Source organism: Anaerolineae bacterium (assembly GCA_014360855.1).
Classification (GTDB): domain Bacteria; phylum Chloroflexota; class Anaerolineae; order JACIWP01; family JACIWP01; genus JACIWP01.
Window position 1 is genome coordinate 1 of sequence record JACIWP010000194.1, and the last position, 5,917, is coordinate 5,917.

Consider the following 5,917-nt stretch of genomic DNA (forward strand, 5'->3'; position numbering starts at 1 on the left):
CCCCTCACCCATCCCGTCACGGGGCTGGCCGGCCAACAGCTCCTGCTGGAACATCTGCGCGGCCTCCCCTCCCCCGCCGGCTGGACCATGCTCAGCCTGGAGCTGGAGGGACTGGACGCCTTCAGCGACCAGTACGGCTTTGTGGCGCGGGATGATCTCCTGCGCGCGGTGAACGCCACCGCCTCATCCGTCATGGCGGCCTTGGAGCCGGCCAGCCATTTCCTCGCCCATCCGCTGGAGGAGCAGTTCATCCTGCTGGTCCCGCAGGAACGGGCAGAGGAATGCCTTCACCAGCTTGCTCAGCGCCTGCCGCCGGCGCTCACCACCTTTTACCCCTTCCAGGCCCGGCAGGCCGGCGCTCCCTCCCTGCTCCACGTGTTCATCCGCATGGCCCCGCTCGCCGGCATGCCGCTGGATGATTGGCAGTCCCTGGCCGCGTTCCTGGAAACCCTGCCGCGCCGGCCGCTGAACCCATCTTGAAAGCAAGCAGAGGCCCGAACTTCATGACCAAACCCACCGTCGCCCTGATTAATTATGCGGACCATCATTATGACAAGCTCCGGGTGGAGCACATGGTGCGCCGCGCCGTTGACCTCATCGGCGGCATCGGCCGCTTCGTCCAGCCCGGCCAGCGCGTGCTGATCAAACCCAATCTGCTCCGCAAATCGACCCCTGACGAGGCCATTGTCACCCATCCCACTATCGTGCGGGCGGTAGTGCGGCTGGTGCAGGAGGCCGGCGGCCGGCCCATTATCGGCGATTCCCCCGGCGGCCCCTTCTCGCCGGCGCTCCTGCGCGGCGTCTACCAGAGCGCCGGCCTCGTAGAAGTGGCAGAGGAAACGGGCGCTGAGCTAAATTACGACGTTCGTGCGGAGCGCGTCCCCGCGCCGGAGGGCCGGCTCATCAAAATGCTGGACATCTGCGGGTTCGCCTTGGATGCCGACGTCATCATCTCCCTGCCCAAGCTGAAGACCCACGACCTGATGGGCTTCACCGGCGCGACGAAAAACCTGTTCGGGCTTGTGCCGGGGGTTACCAAGGCCGGCTATCACGCCAAACTACAAACCCTGGACCAGTTCGCTGAGATGTTGTTGGACATCCTGACGGCGGTGAAGCCGGCCTTCCACCTGATGGACGGCATTGTGGGCATGGACGGCGACGGCCCCTCCGCCGGCCGCCCATATCCCGCCGGCATCCTGCTCTGTTCCACCGATGCGGTCGCCCTGGACCTAGTGGCGACTCACCTGGCCGGCCTGCCGCTGGAGCGGGTCGCGCCCCTGCGCGTCGCGCGCCGGCGCGGGCTGACCACCGGCTCTGTCCAGGATGTGGAGGTGGTTGGCGAGCCGCTGGAATCGGTTCGGCTGGAGGGGTTCCGCGCCCCTGGCAGTGGAGCCAAGGATTTCAGCATCCTGCCCCATGGTATGCGGCAGTTCTTCGCGCGGCAGTTAGTGGCAAGCCCTCAGGTCGGGGATGCGTGCGTGGGATGCGGGATCTGCGCCCAGAACTGTCCCATGCAGACTATTCGCATCGAGGGCCGGCGCGCCGTTATCAACCTGAGCAACTGCATCCGCTGTTACTGCTGTCACGAACTGTGCCCGGAGAAAGCGATCACCCTGAAACAAAGCTGGGTTCAGCGTCTGGTGCGCTGAACCCAGCAGGAAATACAGAACGACCAGGCCGGCAGTCCTTCACGGGACGTTCTGGGACTGGGCCACGAGCCGCTCACACAGCTCTATGCCGCGCATAGCGTCGGTCGCCCAGTAGTCCGCGCCCACATAGCGGCAGATATTCTCGTTCACCAGCGACCCACCGATGATGACCGGCATCCTATGCCCATGTTCCCGCAGGAGTGCCACTGTCTCCCGCATGTAATCATACGAAATGGTCATTAACCCGGATAGACCGACAATATCCGGGTGGACCTCCTCTACGGCATGAAGGAATACCCGCGGGGACACATCCACGCCCAGGTCGCAGACGGTGAACTTGCGGCAGGACAACAGCATATTGACGATATTTTTCCCCAGGTCATGGATGTCGCCCTGCACCGTGCCCAGCAGGATGCGTCCGGTGACCTGTCCGGGGCACAGGTTGGACTCGATCTTGGGTTTGACCAGCTCCATAATTTGGCGGAAGATCTCTCCCCCCATGATCAGGCCGGCCAGGAAGTAGTTCTGCCGCTCATAATTCAGCCCCACGAGCCGCATCCCCTCCTGACAGTCCTCGATGATGGCCATGGGATCCTCGCCGGCCGCCAGCCGGCGCCGCACCAACTGCAGGGCTTTCTCTTCCTCGAGGTCTGCGATCGCCGAGATCAATGCCATCCTTGCATCCATTTATTCTCTGCGCTCCTTGCCCCTGACTCCTACCGTGGTCCGGAACCGTAAGCGGTTGCTGGGGCAGATGAACCAGCCCCAGCTCACCGGATGATCCTCAAAATCGTAGAAGATATGCTCCAACCGGAAGGCCGCCGTGCCGGCCGGCGATTTCAGCAGTTCCGCCTCCTCCTCCGTCAGCACCGTCGCTTCAATGGCCAGCTCACCCCATTTGAGATTGGTGCCCTTGCCGCTGAACAGCCCGTACAGGGAAGTGACCTCCATCTCGGCTTCGATCAGCGGCCGATAGGGATCATAGACCAGATATTCCTTGTGATAGAGCACGGGCTCGCCGGTCTGGAAAATCAGCCGGCGGATGAAAACCACACGCCGGCCGGGCTCCACCTCCAGCTTTTGCGCGGTGCGCTGGTCCGCCGAGAGAATGCGGGTCTCCAGAAGCTTAACCCGCGATTCCTCCTGATTGGTAAAAAGGTTCTGAAAATCCTGCAGGGAGAAGAAGGCGGTGCCTAGCTCGATGGGCTTGACAAAGGTGCCGCGTCCCTGGATGGCGACGACTACGCCCTCATCCACCAGCATGTTGATCACGCGGCGCACCGTCATGGGGCTGACGTTGTAGCGCCGGCACAACTGCGCCTCGGACGGGAGCTGGTCGCCCGGCTTGAACACGCCGTCGGCGATCTGTTGGCGCAGGATATCCGCCAACTGGACGTAAGCGGGTATATAGGAATCGCGATCTATCGTGTCTGCAACCTTTGCGCTCAAGGCACCTTCTCCATCGCACTGCAGTATAGAACCGCTCGCTTGTCTATAGTATTGTACAAGATTACAGAAAAGTCAAATACTCTTTCTGCCGCTCGTGTTCCAGAAATAAAGAAAAGGGACGTGGTGTTCACGTCCCTGAAACAGATCGAGCAGATGTTATTCCGTTGGCGAGGACTCTTCGGCCTTGCCGGCCTCCTCCGCTGCCTCCTCCGCTACCTCCTCCGGCACCTCCGCCGGCTCCACCTTCACCACCAACTCGTCGGGGTGGGTCAATACTTCGACCTTGTCCGACAGCTTCAGGTCCCGCACATACACCGCCTGCCCGATCTCCCGCAGTTCGGCAAGGTCCACCTCCACCGCCTCGGGCAGGTCAATGGGCAGACATTCCACTTCGATGCTGTCCACACCGTACAACAGCACCGCATTGGCACTGTCACGCAGAGGGAACTCGCCCACAAAGGTGATGGGAATCTCTGCCCGAATGCGCTCCGTCAGGCTGACGCGGAAGAAATCGACGTGCAGGACCTCATTGGTGATCGGATCACGCTGAACCTCGCGCACGAGGGCCTTCTCCGGCTTGGGCCACTCCGGCAGTCGCAGGTCTACCAGGTGGGTGAGGCCGGCGCGGCTCAATACCTGATGCAGTGCCTTGGCCGGCACCTGCACCGCCACCGGGTCAAAATGATGTCCATATACCACGGCGGGTACCAGCCCCTGCCGGCGCAGGCGGTTTACCTGCTTCCCCTTTAACGCACGTTTCTCCAAGACCAGTTCGATCGTTTCCATCCCAACCTCCTAGGTATCGCCCACGAGGGCAAGTATGTCTCTCCCACAATGAAATAGGCGGAACTACGTCCGCCTGTCATTCATTAATTATAACGCATTCCAGAGACTTTCGTCAAAAAGCAGATGTCCTAGCCTCAATACATATGGGCACTAGCCATGGTCATGAGGGCCATGGAAAGGGCCTTGCCGGCTTGTTCCAGGGCCTGGATATTGATGTTGGCCAGGGTATCATCCACTGTGCCAACCACCCCCTCACTCCCCTGGCTGTAGACCCACAATATCGGCACATTGGGCGGCGCGAACAGCCGGCGCTGACGAGCATACGGGCTGGAAGCTGAGAACAGCGCTTCCAGTTTCCATTCCCCTGCATACAGGTGAACCGGTACCCCAACCGAGCGTCCTGCCCGTTGGAAGAGCTTAGCCTGCCGCTCATAGCCGGCGGTATGCACCTGCAGACCGCTTGCGGGGCCGGCCAGTGCATCCAGGTATATAATAGCTTCCACATTCCAGGCGTTAGCGTGTGCAGGACGCGCTGTCACCAGGTCCAGCGGGTTGAGAGGTTGCTCCGGAGCCTGCCCATACGGGTATCCACCCTGCACAAACGCCGCAAACATGACGCTTTTGGCCGGCTCATATCCCATCTCCTTCCACGAGCGGAGTATTTCCAGCATGACCGCCACCCCTGAAGCCCCACCATTGGCGCCGGCGAAAACCTCTCCACTCGGCCCTACCCCTAACCCATCATAGGGAGCCATGACCAGAATGAGATTCTGATCCTCTTGTGGGGATGCGCCGGGCCACAAAGCAATCACATCCTGCACCGGCACCCTCTCATGTTTGACCAAATCCAAGGTGCCTTGAGCGAGCACCCCTGTAGGGATCACCAATAGCTCGCCGGCCCCCAGTGACTCGGCACGTCGGGACAGCTCTGACAGGTCACGGCCGGCATGCGCCAGGATCCGAGAAGCCACTTCACGGCTGATCCAAAACACCGGCCAACGCCCCGGGCCTTCCGCCGCGCTTGGCAGGAGATATGTCCGTAGGCGGGAATCGTCTTCGGCGATCACGAGCACCCCCGTGCCAGTAACCATGGACCAATCCCCCAGCGGGCTTTCCAGAAAGTCTTCCTCCCGCACCATGAGCACGGACCGACGTAACCCCGCCTTCTCCAGCAGAGGAAACCGCAGAGGTCCAGAGCCAACTCTCTCGCCCTGCAGTCCTCCGCCGGCCACAAACACAACCTCCCCACCAAGCTCGCCAGAGCGGAAGAACAAAGAGGGATACGGGGCAAAATCCTGATAAGGCACCAGCGCCTGCCAGGTCGTCCCATCCCACGAGAGGCTCAATGAAGGGGGAGATTGATAACTGGCGAACTGCCGATAGCGCTGGGAGAAATAGGTCAGATTCTCCCCCGCGGTGTTCAGGCCTGCCGCGGCAAACTGATCCGCGATGTACTCGGCCGCCATCGTCAGTTGGGGGGAATCCAGCCGGCGGCCTTGCATGGCTTCATCCGTCAGAAAAGCGATATCCCCTCTCGCCCGCTCGGCCTGGAATGCGCCGGCGTACTCCCGGAAAAACCGCCATGGCCCGATATTCTCCCTCGCCCAGGTAACTGCCAGGACAACGAGCAGGATGCCGGCCAACGTGTAGCGGTTCAGCACTCGGGTAAAGCTGAAGCGAACATGCTCCAGGAAAACGCGCAGACCCTCCCCAAAGAGATTGAATCCCCAGATGGTCAGGAAGAACGCCACGGCCGGGTAGATTGCCGTCCAGGGATAGGAGCGCGCATATAGGCGAACGTTACTTAACATAGATGCCCACTCGGGCACGTCGGAGTACAAATATGGAGGCATATCCGGAAACAGTTCCGCAGTCGCTCCTCCATTCAAAAAGATTCCCACAAAGCCCAGCTCTGCCAGCAGTAGCATGGTGCCGCCCATTTCCAGGGCCGCCAGAGCGATGAGTGAAGATGCCAAATTGGGCAGAATATGGGAAAGCCACACGCGCGGTATGCGCAGTCCCAGAGCTACCGC

General features: G+C 61.2%; 6 protein-coding genes. 2 read left to right on the plus strand and 4 right to left on the minus strand.

Features of this window, described 5'->3' with window-relative positions:
- Together H5T60_10615 and H5T60_10620 are read left to right on the plus strand one after the other, a co-directional pair.
- Positions 1-480, plus strand: a 480-nt coding sequence (locus H5T60_10615; protein ID MBC7242883.1) for a hypothetical protein, incomplete at its 5' end; no start/stop codon positions are given.
- Between the two features lie 23 nt (positions 481-503).
- Positions 504-1,649: a DUF362 domain-containing protein gene (locus H5T60_10620; GenBank protein ID MBC7242884.1), complete on the plus strand. Its 1,146-nt coding sequence runs from the start codon at positions 504-506 to the stop codon at positions 1,647-1,649.
- Between the two features lie 39 nt (positions 1,650-1,688).
- Here H5T60_10620 and H5T60_10625 read toward each other — a convergent pair whose 3' ends face one another.
- The 4 genes from H5T60_10625 to H5T60_10640 all read right to left on the minus strand — a co-directional run bounded on the left by H5T60_10625 (position 1,689) and on the right by H5T60_10640 (position 5,860).
- A complete protein-coding gene (locus H5T60_10625) occupies positions 1,689-2,324 on the minus strand; it encodes a cobalamin B12-binding domain-containing protein (GenBank protein MBC7242885.1) in 636 nt (211 codons plus the stop codon).
- 12 nt (positions 2,325-2,336) lie between these two features.
- Positions 2,337-3,098 (minus strand): GntR family transcriptional regulator, encoded by a 762-nt coding sequence (locus H5T60_10630; protein MBC7242886.1) that lies wholly within the window; start codon positions 3,096-3,098, stop codon positions 2,337-2,339.
- Between the two features lie 156 nt (positions 3,099-3,254).
- On the minus strand, positions 3,255-3,884 hold the full coding sequence (locus H5T60_10635; protein MBC7242887.1) for a 50S ribosomal protein L25: 630 nt from the start codon (positions 3,882-3,884) through the stop codon (positions 3,255-3,257).
- Between the two features lie 134 nt (positions 3,885-4,018).
- A complete protein-coding gene (locus H5T60_10640) occupies positions 4,019-5,860 on the minus strand; it encodes a M28 family peptidase (protein ID MBC7242888.1) in 1,842 nt (613 codons plus the stop codon).
- Between the last annotated feature and the right edge of the window lie 57 nt (positions 5,861-5,917).